Source organism: Chitinophaga sp. (assembly GCF_035761305.1).
Lineage (GTDB): Bacteria > Bacteroidota > Bacteroidia > Chitinophagales > Chitinophagaceae > Chitinophaga.
Genome location: NZ_DASTRI010000152.1, coordinates 40,842 through 61,689, shown reverse-complemented (window position 1 = coordinate 61,689; position 20,848 = coordinate 40,842). Strand labels below are relative to the sequence as shown.

12 protein-coding genes are annotated in these 20,848 nt (G+C 52.3%); 10 read left to right on the top strand and 2 right to left on the bottom strand.

Translation table 11 applies throughout. From position 1 onward, the window contains the following. The first annotated feature begins 33 nt into the window (after positions 1-33). From VFS25_RS13295 to VFS25_RS13270, 6 genes are all read left to right on the top strand, one after another. The gene (locus VFS25_RS13295; RefSeq protein WP_326462640.1) at positions 34-843 is read left to right on the top strand and encodes a helical backbone metal receptor; all 810 of its coding nucleotides are present in this window, start codon (positions 34-36) and stop codon (positions 841-843) included. A 381-nt stretch (positions 844-1,224) separates the two neighbouring features. After that, entirely contained in the window at positions 1,225-1,668 is a 444-nt protein-coding gene (locus VFS25_RS13290) for a Rieske (2Fe-2S) protein (protein ID WP_326462639.1), read from the top strand. A gap of 368 nt (positions 1,669-2,036) precedes the next feature. Continuing rightward, the gene (fbaA, locus tag VFS25_RS13285) at positions 2,037-3,104 is read left to right on the top strand and encodes a class II fructose-bisphosphate aldolase (protein WP_326462638.1); all 1,068 of its coding nucleotides are present in this window, start codon (positions 2,037-2,039) and stop codon (positions 3,102-3,104) included. A 265-nt stretch (positions 3,105-3,369) separates the two neighbouring features. Further along, entirely contained in the window at positions 3,370-4,218 is an 849-nt protein-coding gene (gene accD, locus VFS25_RS13280; RefSeq protein ID WP_326462637.1) for an acetyl-CoA carboxylase, carboxyltransferase subunit beta, read from the top strand. A gap of 100 nt (positions 4,219-4,318) precedes the next feature. Then, entirely contained in the window at positions 4,319-4,756 is a 438-nt protein-coding gene (gene smpB / locus VFS25_RS13275; protein ID WP_326462636.1) for an SsrA-binding protein, read from the top strand. Between the two features lie 33 nt (positions 4,757-4,789). Then, complete coding sequence (locus tag VFS25_RS13270) at positions 4,790-5,926, top strand: hypothetical protein (RefSeq protein WP_326462635.1); 1,137 nt, start codon at positions 4,790-4,792, stop codon at positions 5,924-5,926. Positions 5,927-5,999: 73 nt separating this feature from the next. Here the strand turns inward: VFS25_RS13270 and VFS25_RS13265 are convergent, their stop codons facing one another. Both VFS25_RS13265 and VFS25_RS13260 read right to left on the bottom strand, forming a co-directional pair. Further along, entirely contained in the window at positions 6,000-6,398 is a 399-nt protein-coding gene (locus tag VFS25_RS13265) for a type II toxin-antitoxin system VapC family toxin (protein WP_326462634.1), read from the bottom strand. Next, complete coding sequence (locus VFS25_RS13260; RefSeq protein ID WP_326462633.1) at positions 6,395-6,631, bottom strand: hypothetical protein; 237 nt, start codon at positions 6,629-6,631, stop codon at positions 6,395-6,397. The genes VFS25_RS13265 and VFS25_RS13260 overlap by 4 nt, the downstream gene beginning before the upstream one ends. 295 nt (positions 6,632-6,926) lie before the next feature. Between VFS25_RS13260 and VFS25_RS13255 the strand changes: the two genes are divergently transcribed. The 4 genes from VFS25_RS13255 to VFS25_RS13240 are packed head-to-tail and all read left to right on the top strand — an operon-like array spanning position 6,927 to position 20,840. Beyond that, positions 6,927-11,591, top strand: a complete 4,665-nt coding sequence (locus tag VFS25_RS13255) for a hypothetical protein (protein ID WP_326462632.1) — start codon at positions 6,927-6,929, stop codon at positions 11,589-11,591. Between the two features lie 5 nt (positions 11,592-11,596). Next, a complete protein-coding gene (locus VFS25_RS13250) occupies positions 11,597-13,708 on the top strand; it encodes a hypothetical protein (RefSeq protein ID WP_326462631.1) in 2,112 nt (703 codons plus the stop codon). A 2-nt stretch (positions 13,709-13,710) separates the two neighbouring features. After that, on the top strand, positions 13,711-18,540 hold the full coding sequence (locus tag VFS25_RS13245; RefSeq protein WP_326462630.1) for a hypothetical protein: 4,830 nt from the start codon (positions 13,711-13,713) through the stop codon (positions 18,538-18,540). A 17-nt stretch (positions 18,541-18,557) separates the two neighbouring features. Beyond that, positions 18,558-20,840, top strand: a complete 2,283-nt coding sequence (locus VFS25_RS13240) for a fibronectin type III domain-containing protein (RefSeq protein WP_326462629.1) — start codon at positions 18,558-18,560, stop codon at positions 20,838-20,840. Positions 20,841-20,848 lie beyond the last annotated feature (8 nt).

Genomic DNA, 20,848 nt, shown 5'->3' with positions numbered 1-20,848 from the left:
ATTAATAATGAAGAATGAATAATTAAGAATGGAATGCTGCAGATTAAAGATCAGCTACAATACGAAGTACGGATTCCTTCAAGGCCGCGGCGCATTGTGTCGGTAGTGCCGTCGCAAACAGAGCTGCTGTTTCACCTGGGGCTGGATGAAGAGGTGGTGGGCATTACCAAATTTTGCATACGCCCGGAAAAATGGTTTCGCAGTAAAACCCGCGTTGGCGGCACTAAAACCCTTGACCTGGAAAAGATACATGCCTTACAGCCCGACCTGGTGCTGGCTAACAAGGAAGAAAACCAGCAGGAGCAGATCACGGCACTGCAGGCTGCGTTCCCGGTATGGACCAGCGATATTCAAACCCTGGATGCGGCATTACAGATGATCACAGCCGTGGGCGAGATCACAGAACGTGCAGAAAAGGCGCAGGCATTGCGCAACACCATCCGCGAAGCCTTTGATAACCTGCGTATAACCCTGCCGCGAACGGACCTGCACGCAGCTTATTTCATATGGCGCAACCCCTGGATGGCAGCGGGCGGCGATACTTTTATACATCACATGCTATCGCTGTGCGGGTTTACCAATGTGCTGGGCGGTACGCCCCGGTACCCGGAGGCGCCCCTGGAAAAGCTGCCGGTTATTTTTGAGGCAGTGCCGGCAGAAAAGCAGCTGATACTGCTTTCTTCAGAACCCTATCCTTTTAAGGAAAAGCATATAGCGGAAATACAGGCCGTGCTGCCCAACGCGCAGGTACGGCTGGTTGACGGGGAAATGTTCTCGTGGTACGGCAGCCGCCTGCTGAAGGCGCCGGGTTATTTCAAAGCGCTGCTGCAGGGCATTCAATAAACATTTGCCGCCGCAACGGATTGTAGCAGCAACCTTCTCCGGGATGATGGCCGTATTATTTAAGATAGATAGTGCATGCTCAATAAACGGCTGAACGCTTTTACTCCCCTTTTTATACGCTTTTACCTGCAATGGCGAACGCTTTTACTACGGGTATCATACGCTTTTAATAGCAGTTGCGCCGCAGTTACCCCCTGATTATACAGCAATTGTACGTAGGCAGCACACCAGTTACAGGCTATTTACATGCGGCAATACACCTTCGCAAAACATACCACCTCACAGGCAACCCTTTTTAATCGCTTCCCGTAATCATAATACATCAACACTTTTAATTCCTGTTTAATTCACGTTTTTAATCTTTCATTAAACCTACGACCAATGGAAAGAAGGGACTTTGTAAGCAATCTTAGTATGGTGCTGGCGCTGGCGTGCGCCGGGGGGCTGGCTGCCTGTTCCAAAAGCTCCTCAGACGCGCCTGATCCGGGAAACGGCGGCGGTGGCGGCAACAATGCCAAGCTTACCGCCGACCTGGGCTCGGAGCTGCTGAACACCGGCAGTTTTAAAATTGGCGGCGGGGTAATCCTGATCCGTATTGCAGCAGGCAATACCGCCTCTTCCTTTGCAGCCCTGTCCAGCACCTGTACGCACCAGGGCTGCACCGTAGCTACCTTTAACAGCAGCTCCAACCTGATTGAGTGTAATGCTCCCTGTGGCCATGGCAGCCGTTATACCACTACCGGCGCGGTGCAAACCGGCCCTGCCACCAACCCGCTCACGAAAATGACAATTGCAATCAGCGGAAATACTTTAACCGTAAGCTAACCCATTTCCTAAGGACGACCAGCCAAGAGAAAAAGCCTTGCAGGCATCTGCCTGCGGCTTTTTCACGCAGGCCCAGACGCGCAAAGCAGAAAGCCAACAGCCCAAGCACAACACCGATGCCGGTTGCCGAAATGCCGGGTGCATTTGACATCAGGCGGTCAGCCTTCCCCTTCCGCCCTACCGCTGATACTTTTGGCTTTCCGCTTTCACCTGCTGCCCTGTCTTCGGCGCCCTAATGCAGCATGCATGGCGCCGGGCGTTCTCCGCGCCGCCTGCTGCCTGGGCGTTCAGCATTCTGCCCCAAACATTTTACTTTCTGCTTTTTCACGTTATATTTGCCCTCCGAAAACTGTAAACAATCAAAAAATATGGGAAAATACAGAGCCGGCGTGTTATTCGGCGAAGAGCTGGAAGCGCTTTATAAAGATGCTAAGGACAATGCATTTGCAATGCCAGCCGTGAACGTGGTAGGCACCAACTCAGTGAACGCAGTACTGGAAACCGCCGCCAAGGTGAATTCACCGGTAATTATCCAGTTCTCTAACGGCGGTGCGCAGTTCTTTGCAGGTAAGGGCATGCCGAATGACAAATTGCAGGCTAACATTGCCGGCGGCGTTTCCGGCGCCAAACACGTACATGAAGTAGCCAAATATTACGGTGTACCGGTAGTATTGCATACAGACCATGCTGCTAAAAAATGGCTGCCCTGGATAGACGGGCTGCTGGATGCGGGCGAAGCTTTCAAGAAACAAACCGGCCAGCCCCTGTACAGCTCCCATATGCTGGACCTGTCTGAAGAGCCCATCCACGAGAATATAGAGATCTCCAAAAAATACTTTGAGCGTATGAACAAGCTGGGTATGTCCATAGAAATTGAGCTGGGCGTAACCGGTGGTGAGGAAGACGGGGTAGATAACTCCGGCGTGGACAATGCAAAATTATACACCCAGCCGGAAGATGTAGCTTTTGCCTACGAAACCCTGAGCCAGGTAGGCCCCCGCTTTACCGTGGCAGCAGCTTTTGGGAATGTGCACGGCGTGTACACGCCTGGCAACGTGGAGCTGCGTCCCGAGATACTGAAGAACAGCCAGGATTTTATCCAGGAAAAATATAAAACCGCTGCCAAGCCCGTTTACTACGTGTTCCACGGCGGTTCAGGCTCTCCCAAGCACCAGATTGCCGAAACCCTGGGTTACGGCGTTATTAAAATGAACCTTGATACCGATATGCAATGGGCATTCTGGGAAGGCGTACACGACTACTACGAAGCTAAGAAAGGCTACCTGCAGTCACAGCTGGGCAACCCGGAAGGCGCAGACAAGCCGAATAAAAAATACTACGATCCCCGCGTATGGCTGCGCAAAGGCGAAGAAACCTTTGTAAAACGCCTGGAAGAAGCGTTTGCAGACCTGAACTGCATTAACAGGAACGCTTAACAGCAGGGAGCCGCCCGGAGGCGCAATGCCCGCCGGTGCTGCTTTTAAAGGTGAAAAGTGAAGGGTAACCCGGCGCTTTTCACCTTTTCTTTTAGGTCCCTGGCTGGCCGGCCCATGCCCTATCCTATTAAATAAAGAAAATATATAATTTTATGCAGTAAGCTATTGGTAACCAGTTTCTTTTCTTGTAGTTTTGTGAACTACAAAAGTGCATGTGAATTTAATTCGTATCTTGCACCACTATTTTTTAACCTAACAGAAAAATATGTCTAGCTGGTTTAAACGCATTAAACAGGGCATCTCAACCACTACCAGTGAAAAGAAGGAAGCGCCGGACGGATTATGGCATAAATGTCCTAATTGTAAAAAAACCACCACTGTAAAAGATCTGCGGGAGCATTACTACGTTTGCGACAAATGCAATTACCACAACCGCATTAACTCGGCGGAATATTTTGAAATCATTTTTGATAATAACCAGTACGAAGAGCTTTTTTCCAACATCTACCCCAAGGATATGCTGGGGTTCCAGGATCTGAAGCCTTACGGGGAACGGTTAAAGGAAGCGCAGAAGCGCTCCGGCCTTAAAGATGCCATGCGGGTAGGCGCAGGCAGGATATTGGGTAACGACCTGGTGGTGGCCTGTATGGATTTTGCCTTCATAGGCGGCTCTATGGGCTCTGTGGTAGGTGAAAAAATAGCACGGTCTATTGATCATTGCATTGCGCACAAAACGCCGCTGATGATCATTTCCAAATCCGGCGGCGCCCGCATGATGGAAAGCGCCTTTTCACTGATGCAGATGGCCAAAACATCGGCCAAGCTTACACAGCTGGCCAATGCGCGGCTGCCGTATATTTCGCTGATGACAGACCCCACTACCGGCGGCGTAACCGCTTCCTATGCCATGCTGGGCGATCTGAATATTGCGGAGCCGGGCGCCCTGATAGGTTTTGCCGGCCCCCGTGTAATTAAAGAAACCATCAAAAAAGACCTGCCGGAAGGTTTCCAGAGTGCAGAGTTCCTGCTGGAGCACGGCTTCCTGGACTTTATCATAGACCGGAAGGAATTAAAACAACAGCTGGCCAAAGTGCTGGAGCTGTTTAAGAATTAGCAATTACGAATTAATAATTAAAGGGCGGTATGCTTTGGCCTTACAGGGTTTAGCATTCCGCCCGGCGTTTAACGTGTAGCGTTAAACGACAGCATTAACAATGGCAGAATTAAAGAACAGATCGGCTTATTTTGAATATGCAATAGAGGATAAATTTATTGCCGGCATTGTATTGACCGGAACAGAAATTAAATCTATCCGGGCCGGTAAGGTGAGCTTTAACGATGCCTTCTGTTACTTTTCCAAGGGAGAGCTGTATGTAAAAAGCCTGCACATAGCTATTTACTCCCACGGTACCTATGCCAACCACGATCCGTTGCGGGAGCGCAAGCTGCTGTGCACTAAACGGGAGCTGCGCAAAATGGAGAACAAGCTGAAAGAACGTGGTTATACAATTGTACCCCTGCGTATCTTTATCTCGGAAAAGGGACTGGCCAAAATGGAAATCGGCCTGGGTAAAGGTAAAAAACTGCACGACAAACGGGAAAGCATCAAACAAAGAGAAACAGAAAGAGAGATCCGGCGTTATGTGAAATAAAAAACCGGAGCTGCAAATTATAAACACCACCGCATGCGTAACTATCCAGGCCTTTTTGTGGCCGCTATCCTGTTATTCCTTATATCTTCCTGTAAATCGGGCGAAAAACTCTACAACAAAGGCCGTTATGACGATGCAGTAGCCGCCTTTGTAAAAAAGCTGCAGAAAAAGCCGAACGACGCCGTAGCACTGGACCTGCTGCCTAAGGCATACGAACAGTCCAAAGCAGCGCATGAAGACAAAGTAAACGGCTACCTGGCGTCGGACAACCCGCTGAAATGGGAATATGTACGAAATGAATACCGCTCACTGCAACACCTATACGATATTATACACGCCTCCCCTGCCGCGCAAAAAGTAGTGCAGCCCAGGGACTACCGCAGCGCCATTACCGGCGCGCAGGAAAATGCCGCTGAAGTACGGTACGACCGCGGTATGGAGCTGCTGAACCGCGGCGATAAACCCAGCGCCCGCGATGCCTATAACGAATTTGCCGCTACCCTTAAGCTGGTGAACAACTACCGCGATGCAAAGCAGAAAATGGACGAAGCCTACCAGCAGGGCATGGTGAATGTAATGATTAGCCAGATAGCAGTGCGCAGCCCATACTTCCAGTTCAGCGCAGACCAGTTCCGCGATGCGCTGGTGCGTAACCTGCAGCAACGCAACATCAACTTTTTTGTAAAATTCAGCGATGAAAAGCTTGCCCGTAATGATCAGCCGGCGCCCGATCAATACCTGGAAATGCAGTTCTATGATTTTGAAGTAGGACAAACGTATATAGACCGCTCTTCCCGGGATGTTAGCCGCGAAATAGAGGATCGCCCGCTGAAAGACACCAGCGGCAAGGAAATTAAGCGCTATACTACTGTAAAGGCCACCATTTATGTAGTGAAGAAAACAGTGGTGTCAAGGGGCCTGCTCGACTACCGCATCACCGATGTAGCCAATAACCAGGTGCTGCGCCAGAACCGTATTCCCGGCAGCTATACCTGGGTAAACCAGGTAGGCACTTTCAAAGGCGACGAAAGAGCCCTGAGCGATGAAGATAAACGCCTGATCGGCGGAGTGGATGCAGCGCCGCCGCCGCCGCAGGAATTATTCATGCTGTTTACCCGCCCTATATACGACCAGCTGGCCGGGCAGCTGCAGGATTTTTATAATAATTAATCATGAAGAATGAATAATTAATAATAAAAAGGGCGATGGGAGCTTTGAAGCACCATCGCCCTTTTATTATCGGTTATTTCAAAACCTTCAATCCTTCAGACACATATTTTTTCACGTTCCTGTCTGAGCTGATAAACGTATAACCGTTTCTGATAGCCTGCCAGATCAACATACGGTCAAAAGGATCTTTGTGATAGGCAGCTTTTAGCTGATGATAGGTACTGCTATCCCGGGCGGACAGCGGTTCAATATTAAAGCCCATCTGCTGGCAGGCATCCGGTAAATCTTCCGGTGAAAAACCTGTAATTTCCAGCTTGCCCAATGCGCTTTTCAGTGAAACTTCCCAAAAACTGATAGTGCTGACTATTATATTGTTTTCTGGATTCGTAAGAATATCCTTAATCCGTGCAGGTATTTTTTTTGTATCAGCAACAGCCCAAAGTAAATAGTGCGTATCGAGCAGGTAATTCATGAGCCGATAAATTCCTCTTCAGTCATTTTAAAATCCTTTCCAAACTTTATCCTGGCCTTTTCCTCCAGCACTCCGAGTTTTCTTTTGGGTTTCTTACCTGCGTTTTTGGGTACCAGTTTGGCTACAATTTCTTTTTTCTTACCGTACAATATACCAATTTCATCTCCCGCAAGTACCTGCCTGAGGGCTTCAGAAAAATTGGCTTTAAATTCGCCCACACTCATTGTTTTCATAAAAAAGAATTTACTTAAAAATACGATTTTCCTGACAAGTTGACAAGAAACTTATCAACAAACGGGGGGATTCACATCCACTGCCTCATAATAACATCACCCCTATTCTTAATTATTTATCCTTAATTATTCACTGTCCCGCAACAAATAATTATTTTTCACAATTAATTAAATATTGTAATATTGCGGAGATTCACAATAGAAAACCGGTAATGTCCGGGGGAGAAAACGTAGTATTGTTTCTTGTTAACTGGATGAAAACCCCTCCCTCATCATACCCTATATCCTATGGCCTATGGTAAACTTTTACCTGCGTAAATTTTATTGCCGCATTGTTACACTGTTAGCCATACTTTCATTTGGCTGGCGGCTGCCTGCCATAGCCGGCAATACAGACTCTCTTAAAACACCTGCACCTGCTGTTACGCCGCTGGCCGTGGAAAACGCTTTTACAGCAACGCGCAGCTTCCCGGAAATAGACCGGCAGCTGCTGGCCGGCACTGTTCCTGCACCGGCCGAAGGGCTGTTTACCGAGGAATACTTGCAGGCCGCCTACGGCGCCGACAGCGCCAACCCTTACCGTGAACAGGCCAAAGCAGCGTTTCTGCAAATGGACAAGGAAAACCGGTACACCACCTCCCTTTCGCCCGACGATCTGAATGTGCTGCCCATAGGGCTTTACCGCAAGGTGAATAATACCACGGTGAAAATTGCCGTTAGCAACGCCACTTTTTACCCTACCTATGCAGAGCTTACAGTATACGCCAAGCTGGAAATACCGCAGGAGCCGCATGAAATATTCTTTGGCATTAAAGGCATTAAGCTCTCCTACAACGGCGGCATCCTGGGCGATGCAAAGCTGGTGCTGCTGGGCGACATACCTATACGAATAAACGGAGGCGCCGCCGCATTGATACTCAAAGGCGGCATGAACATGGAAACCGGCCAGGGGCTTGACCTTACCTATGTAACCATGGACTGTAACGGCTTTAAGGAGCTGGGCCTTTCTGCGGAAGTGGTTTTTCCCCGCACCATGCTGGTGCCCTTAAAAGCAGACGGGGAGCGCGATGAAAATCCCAACGCGCAGGTAAAAGCCGCCTTTAAAACCGTGGTGGCCGACTGGAATGATATACTGGTAAGCCTGAGCCTTCCGGCTTTTGAAATAGCGCCCCTCAAAGGCGTTGGTTTTCATATAGGCAAGGCCGTATTTGACGCCAGCGACATCCGCAACACGCCTGACATTGTTTATCCTGCCGGCTATGAGCAGCGCTACATGCCGGCCGATAATCCCAATACCTGGCGCGGTGTGTATGTAGAGGACCTGGAGGTAATACTGCCCAAACAATTTGCAAAAAGGGAACAGCCGGGCCAGCGGGTAAGCTTTGGCGCGCAGCACATGATCATTGACAACAACGGTCTTACCGGCTCGTTCTTTGCCAACAACATACTGCCCGACGGCACGGCCTCCGGCTGGAAGTTTACCGTAGACCGCTTTAACATTGACCTGGAGGCCAACCACCTGACAGGCGCGGGTTTCAGCGGTATGGTAGGTTTGCCGGTAGCCAAAGATCCGCTGGGCTATACCGCTGTTATTACAGCAGATAACGAGTACATCCTCAAGCTCAGCACCCTCAATGAAATGAGCTTCAGCGTATGGCAGGCCAAATGCACGCTGGAGCCTAACTCCTGGGTGCAGCTAAAGCTGGCCGACGGACGCTTTCAGCCCGAAGCCATGCTGCACGGCACTTTGGGCATATCGGCCACCACTAAAGGCGACGATGGTAAACCCATTGCCACCTTCAAGGGCATTGTGTTCAAAAACCTGCACCTGGAAACCAACCCGCCTTATTTAACCGCCTCTTACTTTGGCTATACGAATAATAACACCGTATCAAACTTCCCGGTTTCTATCAATGAAATAGCGCTGCGGGCGCAGAACGGTGAAGCTTCGCTCACATTTGGCATTCGCATTAACCTCATGGAGCAGCACTTTGGCGGCGACACCAAAATTTCGCTGGTAGGCAAATTTGATGAGAAAGAAGGCATACAAACCTGGAAATTCGATAAGCTGAAGCTCGATGAAATTGCCGTTAACGCAAAGATCTCCAGCCAGCTGAAAATTGAAGGCCGCATTAAGATATATGACGATGACCCTGTGTACGGCAATGCCATCAGCGGCATGGTAGGGGCTGATTTTATGGACGGCAAAGTGAAGATAGAAGCCCGCGCCATGTTTGGCAGCAAGGATTACCGCTACTGGTATGTAGATGCGAAGGCCGACCTGGGCCTGGGCATTCCGCTGGTGCCACCCATTAATATACAGGGTTTTGGCGGCGGCGCATACTACCATATGAAAAAACAGGGCGTTGATATGCTGGCCTCCCCCACGGGCGTGAATTATGTGCCGGATGAGAACACCGGCCTGGGTATAAAGGCCGCAGTGCTGTTTAACATTGTAAAAAAAGAGGTGGTAAACGGCGAAGTGTCGTTTGAGGTAGCTTTTAACAAAAGCGGCGGCGTTAACTTCGTAGGCTTTTACGGCTATGCCAAAATACTGGGTGTGCTGCCCAATGTAGCCGGCAATATGGGCGACTACATGAGCAAACAGTTCAGCAAGCTGGAAGCCGCAGAACAGGGCGCCATCAGTAAGCTGGGCGGCGTGGGTGAAAAGCTGCAAAGCTTAAAGGTCAGCAACCCGTCTGCTGCCGCCGAAAGCCTTGCCGGCAACGATTATAAGACCGGCGAAAGCGGCCTCTCTGCCTATGTAGGCATGCAGTACGACTTTACGCAATCTACGTTCCATGCCAACTTTGATGTGTACCTGAACGTAGCCGGCGGCATTATAGCCGGTACAGCCAGCGGCAACCGCGCGGGGTGGGCCGAAATTCATGTTGCGCCGGGCGAGTGGTATTTTTATATGGGCACGCCCACCAATCGTTTAGGCGTTAAGTTTGCCCTGGGCAGCATTGCCATCAAAACCGGCGCCTACATTATGGTGGGCGACAAAATACCCGGCTCTCCCCCGCCCCCGCAGGAGGTGGCCGACATACTGGGCATGGAGCTGAGCGAGCTGGATTACATGCGCGACCTCAATGCCCTGGGCGATGGGCGCGGCTTTGCATTCGGCGCCAACCTCACAGTGGAAACCGGCGACATTACTTTCCTGATACTGTACGCCAACTTCAAATGCGGCGTAGGCTTTGACATTATGCTCAAGGATTACGGCGATGCGCACTGCGTGGGCAAAACAGATAAGATAGGTATTGACGGCTGGTATGCTAACGGGCAGGCCTATGTGTACCTGCAGGGCGAAGTAGGCGTAAAGGTGAACCTGGCCTTTATTAAAGGCCGCTTCCCGATTATATCCGGCGCAGCTGCCGTGCTTATGCAGGCCAAACTGCCCAACCCCACCTGGCTCAGGGGGTACATGGCGGTGAAGTTTAAAATACTGGGCGGCCTGGTAAGCGGTAACATGCGCATGAAAGTAACCATTGGCGATGAATGCGAGATCGTGACCGGCACCAACAGCCCCATTGACGTGAAGATGATTGCCGACCTTACGCCGGCCGACAACTCCGGTGAGGTAGACGTGTTTACCGCGCCGCAGGCCGCGTTTAATATGCGCATAGGCCAAACCTTTGATGTAGAGGATGATAACGGCGTTAAAACCTACCGCGCCAGGCTGGAGTCGTTTACCGTAACAGATAACGGGCAACCCATACCAGGCCGCCTGGAATGGAACGCCAATAATGACGCGGTTACTTTTTACTCCAAAGAGGTGCTGCCCACGAAGCATGCGCTGAAAGCCGCTGTAAAAGTAACGTTTGAGGAGCTGCAGAACGGCGCCTGGCAAACGCTATACATGAACGGGCAAAAGAGCGAAGAAGAAAAAGTAGTATCATTTACCACCGGCACAGCGCCGGATTTTATTCCGCTGGAAAACATTGCTTACTGCTACCCCGTAGTAGAACAGCGCAACCTGTTTAAAGATGAAATACCCCGCGGCTACGTGGTGCTGCAACGCGGCCAGAGCTACCTGTTTGATCCGCGCTGGCGCTACCAGCTGAACTTTGCCAGCAACGGCGCGGTATTTGCCACACAGCAAATGCAGTACGACAGCATAAACCAGCGCATTGACTTTACCCTGCCTGCGCTGCAGAACAATAATAAATACACGTTTGATGTAATTGCCATACCGCCCGGCGGCAACGCAGGTACAAACGCCATTGTAAGCTATGCCAAACAGGATAACGGGGAAGACGGCGACTACACGGTAAAAGCCAACAAGGCCAGCAACGTAAGCCGGGGCGATGTAACCAAATCACTGCTGGGCTATAACTTTAAAACCAGCAAATACAACACCTTTGCCGCCAAAATGCAGGCTATTAACACGCAGCGCAGCATAGCCGGTTATTTGCTGGACGATGTAATAGACCTGCGCGCCGAAGTAGGCGAGCATGAAGACTTTGACATACCCGAGCTTACCGGCAACGCCTACACCGCTTACCAGCCGCTGGTGAACGCCACTGCCATTACAGACGATGTATACTTCACCAACGACATTGAACCTGTACTGTATAAGGAATATCCCATTCACCAGGATATAACCATCAGCTACCGCGATACCGATACGTTGGGCATTGTGCCGCGCAAGGCCATCAGCATACTCAGCGCCTACCTGGCGGAAAGCGCCGGCGGAGCGGTAAGCGGCTGGTCCAAATCAATGTTGCCATATGTGTATAACCTGCCCATCTATTACAAGCAGGACTTTACCGACCTGCAATACCAGGTGGTGAACCGCTTCCTGGGCACGCCGGAGCAAAACCGGTATGCGGGGCTGATTATCGGCCACTATCCGTTTATCCGTTACGGCAAATACAAGGTGGAATACCAGTACCTGCTGCCCGGCGGCGACAAAGGCACCAGTACTGTTTTTGAATACCTAAACCCTATCAGATAACATATATGCCTTGTCGTTATATACAAAAAACAGCACATGTTACCATCCTGGCGCTGCTGTGCATAATGCTGCCGGGCGTGCTTTCATCTGCCCGGGCGCAGCGGAAAGATACGTCCAGGATAAAGGTAATTGCCACTGTAAGCAAAAGCAGGGGCATTTTGCTGCGCTGGTCCGTGAACACGGCTGTTGCCTGGAAGCTGGCCAACCAGTACGGCTTTGAGCTGCTCCGCTACACTGTGGTGCGTGACGGGAAATTGCTGCAGCAGCCGGAATTAAAAAAGCTCTCGGCCCTGCCGTTAAAGCCGCAGCCCCTGCCCGCCTGGGAAAACATTGTGCAGCACGACAGCTATGCGGCTGTTATAGCGCAGGCCCTGTATGGAAAAGATTTTGAGGTAAGCGCAGGCGACAACAGCGGCATTGCCCGCATCATTAACCAGTCGCAGGAGCAGGAGCAGCGCTTTGCCCTCTCTATGTACGCCGCGGATAACAGTTTTGAAGCCGCTAAAATGGCCGGATGGGCCTGGGAAGATAATACCGCGCAGGCCAATGAAAAATACCTGTACCGCCTGCATGCTTTAGTGCCCCCGCAGCGGCTGCGCCTCGACTCGGCCGGCGTGTTCATTGGCATGAGCAGCTACCAGGCGCTGCCCAGGCCGCGCGACCTGGGCGCTATATTCAGCAACCGGCATGTGATATTAAGCTGGGATTACAGCCTGCTTAAAAACTACTACAGCTCCTGGATAGTGGAGCGTTCTACAGACGGTAAAACCTTTGAGCGCGCAACAGCGCTGCCGGTCACCAACTTCAATGAAAAGAAGAAACGTGCATCCCCCCGCATGTACTTTATCGATTCTTTAAAGGATAACAATACCATCTATTACTACCGTATCAGGGGTATATCCGCTTTCAATGAAACCGGCCCGCCTTCCGATACCGCAACCGGTAAGGGCCGCAGCCTGCTGGCCTATGTGCCCAACATCCGCTCCAGCGCGGTGGATGAAAAGGGTGTTATGGAGCTCACCTGGGAGTTTGAGGAAGCGGGCAACCCGCTGATCAAAGGCTTCCGGCTGAACCAGGGCCCTACGGCAGACGGCCCTTTTACCGTGGCAGTGGATAATATTGCACCGGCACAACGTGCGGTATCATACAATAAGCTGCGCCCCACCAACTACTTTACCATTACAGCCATTGCCAAAGAAGGCGAACCATCCACCTCTTTCCCCGTGCTGGTGCAGCCGGTGGACTCCATACCGCCCGAACCGCCTGCAGGGCTGGCAGGCACCATCGACAGCAACGGTGTGGTAACCCTTACCTGGCAGGCCAATAAAGAAACAGACTTGCTGGGCTATAAGGTATTCCGCGCACACCAGCTGGCAGATGAGCTGTCGCCCCTGGTTGACTCTGTGTACAGCGGCCATACCTTCCGCGACTCAGTGGCCGTTCAATCGCTGAACAGCCGCTTGTACTATGCAGTAACGGCGCTGGATAAACGTTATAACCAGTCGCGCTTCTCGGCCATACTTGAAATAAAAAAGCCCGATGTGATACCGCCCTCCGCTCCCGTTTTTTCAGATTATAAGGTAGCCAACGGCGTAGTGAACCTGAAATGGGTACCCAGCCGCGATGCGGATGTGGCCATGCACCTGCTGTACCGCCGGCATATAGATACCACGCAGGAAAAATGGCAGGCCATTGCCACCTTTAACACGCCGGCGGATTTTTATGCAGACCGTACGGCCGCACCCGGCAACACCTATGCCTACCTGGTACTGGCCAGGGACAGCAGCGGACTGGAGTCCAAACCCACACAACCGGTTACGGTAACCATTCCTCCCAACAACAGCACTATCGTCATACGGGCGCTGCATGCAATGGTAAACCGGGAGCAGCGCTATATAGAGCTGTCCTGGTCCGATAACCTGGATAATGTGCTGGAATACCACCTGTATAAAGGAGAGAAAGGCGGCGCCGTAACCCTGTGGAAGATCAGCAACGGAAAACCCAAACGGATCACCGACAGCCAGGTTAATGTAAACACCACTTATGTGTACAGCATAAAAGCAATATTAAGGAACGGCGCGCAAGGCGCCTTTAAAACCATTGATGTAATGTACTGAGTATGAAAACAATTTTACGCATTGCCAGCGGCCTTTTGCTGGCCATATTGTTTACCCTGCCGGCCCTGGCGCAAAGCCTGGGCTACTATGAGGTAAAAATAGATGTGGAGATATGGGATGGTGTGGACAACAACAGCGGCAAGTGTACCAACAAGTACGACATCTATTTCACCTATGCCGGCTCCACCACCCGGCAAACCATTGCTTACCAGGACCTCAACCCTATTGGCACCGGGCATAAATTTTATTCCCACACCGCCAGCTTTGCCGCTAACCGCACACTGCAGAAGATGACGGTGTATGGCACGCGGGAATGGAAAAACGTGCTGAAATGTAAAGGCAATGACGATAACCGGGAATATACCATTCCCTCCAGCTACACTACCTGCTATTACGAGTATACCGAGGGCAAAATTCCCAACTGGGCCAGCTGGATGCGGGTGAACATCTATCCCCAGTCCATAGCCATTACCCGGGTAGGCGGCGTTACCGAGCTGCCGTCCGACAGCAAAATAACGCTCGCGGCCACAACGGGTTTTCCCTCATCGGTATACACCTGGCAGTACGGGTTAATGAATGCGCAGAACCAGCTTGTGTGGACCGACTTTCCGCCTGCGCTGCTAACCGGCCAAAGCACCAGCTTTTCTGCCAACGACCTGTTTGGCAGTAATGTGGACAATGTGCTGGGGCACAATATCTACTTCCGCATACGCTACAACGCCTGTTACGGGGCGGAAAGATATTCAGACGTGGTTACGCTCAGCTCACGGCTTACCTCACCCCGTATAACCACGGTAACGCCCATGAATATACTGTGCGCGGGCGATAACAACGGCAGCGTAAAACTTAACTTTGAACGGGCCTTAAAACCCAATGAGCAGCTGAGCATTTTCATGACCAATCCCGCACAGCCGGGATGGACAGACGGTATGTACAGCCTTACCGCCCTGGATGCGGATAACAGCGTTACCTGGCCGGCGGTATTGCCGCCAGGCACGTACAATATTACTTTGCAGGGTAAATATCCCGACGTTTTTACTTCCACGGTAGCCAGTACGCCGCAGCACCGGGCATCGTTTACCATTACGGCGCCCGCCGCGCCGGTGAGCTTTAGCGTTACAGAAGCCAACAAGCGGCACATTAGCTGTTACAACGGCAACGACGGGGCCATCACGGTAAATGCAGGCGGTGGTTCCGGCGGCTATGTGCTGTGGTATAAAAGCGATGCGGATCCTACGCCAAGGTCATTGTCTTTTAACGGCGCCGGTATAGTTACCCTGCCTGGTCTTACAGCAGGCAACTATTACCTGAATGTGCGGGACCGCAACAACTGTTATGCGAAGAATGCCGATGGTACAGAAAAGGTGATTACCGTATCGCTTACGCAACCGGCAACCCCGCTTACCGTAAATATTACCGGTACGCAGGAGCCTACCGCCTTCGGTTATACGAATGGCAGCATTACCGCCCTGGTAACCGGCGGCACGCCCAATCCCGACGGCTCCTATAACATACAATGGAAAAAGGCAAACGGCGCCATAGTACCGGCCGTGAACGGCCCTAACGGCAGCGGCTACCAAACGCTGGCCGGTAACCTGGGCGCAGATACCTATACCCTTACCGTAACAGACGCGGGGTATGCAGGCGCCACCGGCAGCACGGCAGGTTGCACCGCCACCGCTACGGTATTGGTTACGCAACCGCCCCTGCTGGAAGTATCGGCCGTGATCACAGACAGTATACGTTGTAACGGTGATGCCAACGGCACCCTGCAGGCCACGGCCACAGGCGGCAAGCCCAAAACAGCCGCGCCGTACTACACCTATGAGTGGTACCAGCTGGCAGGCGGCACGCTTACAGCCATTGGGCAAACCGGCACAACAGCCACCGGGTTAACAGCCGGACAGTACCAGGTAAAAGTTACGGATGCCAATAACATAGAAAAGCTCTCGGACATTATCAACCTGGTTGATCCTGATCCGCTGCAGATATATTTTACCGCAACGCCTGCAAGCTGCTACGACGGCAGCAACGGCGCTATCAGCACGGTTATAACAGGCGGTACGCCGGCTTACCAGTATAACTGGAATACAGGCACGCAGGCATCTGGCCTCAGCGGCCTGCCAACCGGCGCTTACACGCTTACTGTTACGGATTACCACAGCTGTATGAAAACAGATATAGCTTTTGTAAACCAGCCCGCAGCGCCCCTGCGTATTGTAACGCCCGTGCTCACTTATCCCAGGGCCTACGGGTATACAGACGGCAGCATTAAAGTGCTGCTGAACGGCGGCACACCGTTGCCGGGCGGCGCCTATAACATTACCTGGCAAAAATCCGATGGCACTGTACTTACCACGCATACGGAACAGGCAGTGAGCGGCGGCTATGAAACGCTGCTGTCCAACCTGGGCGCAGGCGCTTACACCATTACCGTAACAGACGCCAATTACACCGGCGCTGGCCCCGATATGCAGGGCTGCACGGTAACCGGCACCTTTACGTTAACAGAGCCGCCGGCATTGGTGCTGAGTGTTGCGGAACAGCATTATGTTTCGTGCCACGGCGATGCTGATGGCGTGCTGGCGGCTACCGCCAGCGGCGGTGTACCCATCAGCGGCCCGCTGCCATACCGGTTTGAATGGTACAAGGCCAATGGCGCGGTGTATAACGCCATCGGCCAAACGACCGACACCGCCCGCGGCCTTGCTGCAGGCACCTATAAGGTGATCATTACCGACTGGAACGGTATTACCAAAGAGTCGGCCCCCATACTGCTTGCGGAGCCGGACCTGTTACAGGTACAGCTCACATCACGCGCAGTAAGCTGTAACGGCGGCAACGACGGTTTTGTAAAATCAACGGTTACCGGCGGCACACTGCCCTACTCCTGGTCATGGAGCAACAGCGCCGCTACGCCGGACATACCGGACCAGCCGGCCGGTGATTACCACCTGCTGCTGGTTGACGGGCATGGCTGCACACAGCAGCCTTCAGCCACCATTACGCAGCCCGCTGCGCCGTTGACCGTTGCAGATGTAACTACCATCAACCCCAGCGCCTATACGTATACAGACGGCAGCATTGCCATTACCTTAACCGGCGGCACGCCCAATGCCGATGGCAGCTATAACGTGCAATGGCTGAATAGCAATAACCAGGTGCTCGGCAACCACTCAGCGCAGGTAACACCTAACGGGTACGTTACAACGCTGCAGAACGCCGGCGACGGCGCCTATACCCTGCAGGTAAAGGATGCACAGTTCAGCATTTGCACCAATAACAGCACCAGCGGCTGCTATGTATCTGTAGCCAATACCCTGCATGAACCGCCGCTGTTAAAAGCAGTGATCGCCGAAAAACGTTACATATCCTGTAAAGGCGACAGTGACGGGCAGCTGGTGGCGCACGCCACCGGCGGCATACCGCTGGCCAACGGCCTGCCTTACCAGTACCGCTGGTTTAAGATAGTAAACGGCGGCCTGCAGCCCATTCCGCAAACAGACAGCATTATCACCGGCATGCCCACGGGCAGGTACCTGGTGCAGGTAACAGACTACAATCGCATTACCTGCAGCTCAGACACCTTTTACCTGGCCGAACCCGGCAAGCTGGCCATTGCCCTGAATGCCACACCGGTAACCTGCTCGTCCGGGCAGGATGGCAGCATAACAGCCCTGGTGAGCGGCGGCACGGCGCCTTTCCATTATGAATGGACCACCGGCGATACCACCAGCACCATCCGCAACCTGAACGAAGGCAACTACCTGCTGTTTGTAAAAGATGCGCACAGCTGTGAAACACAGAACAATGTGGACATTTTTATACCTGGCGGCATTGTAATAGACGCAGACATTAAAGCGCCCACCTGCCATGGTTACTGCGACGGCTATATTAAAACCGCCATCAGCGGCGGCGTGCCACCCTACCGTTACCAGTGGAGCACGGGGGCTGCCGGTACTGCGCTGGAAAACCTGTGCGCCGGCAAATACACCATTACCATACTGGACGCCAATAACTGCAAACGCATACAAACCTTTAACCTGCCCGATCCTGCTCCGCTGCAGGTACAGCTGGGCGCTGACAGAACGCTGTGCAACGGGCAAACCTGGCTGGCAAACGCCGGCATCGGCGATCCGCAGGCAACGTACATATGGGGCGGCACAGGACTGCAGGCCGCCACGCCGCAGGTAACGCTGAGCGCAACCGGCAGCTACTGGGTAAATGTTACCGACGGTAAAGGCTGTAAAGGCAGCGACACCATTCACATACAGCAGAACAAGGTGGATATTTCCGCGGAGTTCGTAGCCGCCACACAGGTGTTCCGCAATGATGATGTTTCCCTGGTGAACATCAGCAGTCCCCTGCCGGAAAAAGTAGAGTGGATCATTCCTTCCAATCAAAATGTTACTGTGCTGCAAAGCACACCGCTGCTGGCCGAGCTGCGTTTTGCAGACACAGGCGTGTACCGCATACAGCTGCGCAGCCGCACCGGCGACTGTGAAATGCTATACAGCAAGGATATTGCGGTGCTGGAAAAACAGTCGTTTCCACAGCCCGGCGGCGCACAGGAGCCGTTCATCCGGGGCTTTGAGGTGCTGCCCAATCCCAGCACCGGGCAGTTTAATGTGCGCATTACGCTGGATAAGGCGGCAGATATACGTTTACGCCTGTTCAACATTATCAGCAACCAATTGGTGAACGACCGCAAGGAAAGCGCGGCGGTGCAGTTCAATATCAGCTACCAGCTGAATATAACAGCCGGTACCTACCTGCTGCTGCTGGAAACGCCTTTGGGTAATGCGATCAGGAAGATCATCATCAGTCAATAATCATTAAATAAGATACGGTGACAGCTACACGCTTTATCCAAATAGCAGTCAGTATACTACTACTGTTCATCCTTCGCCAGCCGTTGGCGGCGCAGCAGTACCCCGTGCGCGTGCAGGTGCAAACGCTGCAGCCGGTTTCGGCACAGCTCAGCAACCTGTACACCGGCTCGCAGGCAAGGATGATCGTAACGCTGCTGAACACCGACCTGCAAAAGCCCGTGCTGCAGGTGCGGCTGCGGCTGAATATCAAAGGCACCACAGTAGCCCTGCGCAACCGCGACTACGGCAGCTACCCGGTAATATCGCTGGAAGCAGGCATACCGGTGCAGCTATCCCTGAACGACCTGGCGCCGTATTTTAATATTGATAACATGGAGGTGTCCGGCATACCGCGCACACAGCTGCAGCAGAACGGCAAGCTGCCGGACGGTTTTTATACTTTTTGCGTGGAGGTGGTGGAGCTGAACAGCGGGCAGCTGGTAAGCAATGATAAGCTGGGCTGCGCACCGCCGGTATGGATCAGCACCAGCGAGCCGCCGCTGCTAAACCTGCCCCGCAAGGGAGAAGCCGTATCGTTCCGTGACCCGCTGAACATCATTTTTAACTGGACGCCCCGGCATATGGGCAGCCCCAATGCCGCTTTCCAAACCGAATACGAGTTTACCCTGGTAGAGATATGGGACACCGGCGTGCTGCCCGAAGCAGCTTTTGGCACTGCCCCGCCCCTGTACCAAACCACTACCAACAGCACCACGCTGCTATACGGTCCTTCGGAACCGCCGCTGCTGCCCGGCAAGCGCTATGCCTGGCGCATACGCGCCAAAGCCAAACAGGGCCTGGACGAATTTGACGTTTTTACCAATAACGGCTATACGGAGATATTTTACTTCACGCTGCAGGAAGACTGCGATCCCCCGCAGCAGCCTGCCGCCACTGTGCAGGACGGCCGCATTACCATTACCTGGATGCCGCAGCCTAAAATGTTCGAGTACCTGGTGGAATACCGGGAGCAGGGTAAGGACAATGCAGCATGGTTTAACGTAAAAACCACCAGTACAACAGCCACCATTTATGACGCGGTGCCCGGCCGCAAATACGAGTACCGGGTAGGCGGCTCCTGCACGCTGGGCAACAATACCCTGGGCGACCTGCACGGCTTTACCGTACCATCGCGCGACACGGCCGCCAGCAAGAACTGCGGCCTGCTGCCCGATATTAAGCTGGCCAACCAAACACCCATACAGGAGCTGCAGCCCGATGACCAGATCATGGCCGGCGACTTTCCCGTACGGCTGCTGCAGGTACGCGGCGCCGGTTCGTTTACCGGCTACGGTTATATCACCATTCCATTCCTGGGCTACAACCGCCTGAAGGTGAAGTTTGATAATATACAGGTGAACACCGACCGGCAGCTGATAGGCGGCGTGATCATGAGCACCTTTGATCCGCTGGAAACACAGGTAGTGAACGTAGATACCGTGGCGCAGGCATTCGGCGATTTTGCAAGCGTGATCAACGACCTGGCGCATTTGGCGATTGATGCAGATTACCTGGCTATAAAAGAGCTGACAGAAGAGATCAAGAAAATGGCTGAGGAAGAGCTGCCGGACGAGCTGAAGGAGCGTATAGACCAGGCAGCCGATAACCTGGTGGAAGCCAAGCAGGCGTATGATGAGGCAAAGAAGGCGTATGATACCGCGCAAACACCGGAGGAAAAGGCCGAAGCAAAGAAGAAGATGGATGCGGCGGAACAAAAGTTTGAGAATGCGAAGAAGGAAGTGGAAGCGGTGAATAAGGAGAAGGAGGCGCTGGTGAAAGATGTAGCCGACATCATAATAACAGCCATTAAGGAATTAAAAACAGAAAGTAAGAACTGGGATAAAGAAAAAGAGCTGGAAACCTACCGCTCGTCAATGAAGCAAAAAATATTTGACGAGCAGGGACTGGAGGAAGGGCCGGATGAAGGCATTCTGCTTGAAATAGATACCGTATCACAGATCATTATTACAGATGATGAAATGACGGATGCGCTGAAAGCTTACAACCAGCTGTCCGATGACTATCTTAAAACCATTACGCAGGTAAGGGGCTACAAGATTATTGATGCTATACATAAATTCTATACAGAACCGGCATCAATAAGTAAGTTCTTTACAACCGATAAAGCACTGAACGGCAGCAGCCTGTTAAAACAGGTTATTGACGAAAAACAAAAGGGCAAAACAAACGATGAGCTGGTGAAGGAGGCCAAAGCATCTTTGCTGGACAGGATCATCACTATTACAAATGCAATGCAATAAAGCAGGAT